Source organism: Butyricicoccus sp., assembly GCF_050872565.1.
GTDB lineage: Bacteria > Bacillota > Clostridia > Oscillospirales > Butyricicoccaceae > Butyricicoccus_A.
This window is the reverse complement of the sequence record NZ_JBNMHC010000517.1, coordinates 1-1,103: the sequence shown is the minus strand read 5'-3', so window position 1 is coordinate 1,103 and position 1,103 is coordinate 1. Positions and strand designations below refer to the sequence as shown.

General features: G+C 49.9%; 1 protein-coding gene. It reads left to right on the top strand.

What is annotated here, in order from left to right; genetic code table 11:
* A partial coding sequence (locus ACR0P9_RS13035; protein WP_432620822.1) for a radical SAM protein occupies window positions 1-871 on the top strand: 871 nt, incomplete at its 5' end.
* Between the last annotated feature and the right edge of the window lie 232 nt (window positions 872-1,103).

Below are 1,103 nucleotides of genomic sequence, written 5' to 3'. Positions count from 1 at the left end.
ATTCATGAGATATGAAGGCAGAGTATTTCGTCCGCCGTCTGAAGCGTACAGTTTGATTGTACAGGTTACGGTGGGATGCAGCCATAATAAATGTACATTCTGTGATATGTACAAGGAAAAACGGTTTCATTTGCGCAAGTTGGAGGACGTTCTGGAGGATTTTAATATCGCCCGCAGACAGTACCGCTATATTGAGCGCGTCTTTCTTGCAGACGGCGATGCGCTGATTCGCAAGACAGAGGATCTCGTGACCATCCTCAAGCACATCCGCAGGGTCATTCCGGAATGCCAGCGCGTGACCAGCTATGGATCTCCGAAGAGTATCTTGACCAAATCGCCGGAGGACTTGCAGCTGCTGCATTCGCTGGGCTTGGAAATGATTTATCTGGGTCTGGAATCCGGCAATGAGCAGGTGCTCAAGCATATCAACAAGGGCGTAACAGTGGAAGACATCATTCGCGCCGGTCAGATGGTCAAGGATGCCGGTATGAAGCTGTCCGTCACAGCGATCAGCGGCTTGGGCGGCACGGAGATGTGGAAAGAGCACGCGATTGACACGGCAAAGGCATTTTCCCGCATGAAGCCGGACTATATCGGCCTGCTCACGCTGATGTTTGAAGGCGATGTGCCGCTGCGCCGAGAGTGCGAGGCTGGCAAATTCCACCTGCTCACCGCACCGCAAGTAGCCAAGGAAACCCTGCTGATGCTGGAGCACATCGACAGCGAGGGCAGTGTATTCCGTTCTAACCATGCGTCCAATTATCTGACCCTCAAGGGTACGCTCAATCGAGACCGCGAGGCCATGTGCGAACAGATTCGCAAGGCGTTGGAACGCGGCGGATATAAAAAGGAGTATTTCCGCGCCCTGTGATAAAATAAGAAGAAATATACAAGCCTCTGATTTTTGTTCGGACAATGGACAAGAATCAGAGGTTCTTTGTGTCGTGTTTGTGTCTATAACAATTTGTTAACAAAAACTTCTTCAAAATGCCTCTTTTTCTTTTTGACGCTTCGTGTTACAATGTACACAACAAAAAGAAGGAGTTGATGCCGATGGATTCTGTGTCCCATACCACGGTCGCACATTACCTGCTGGACTATGT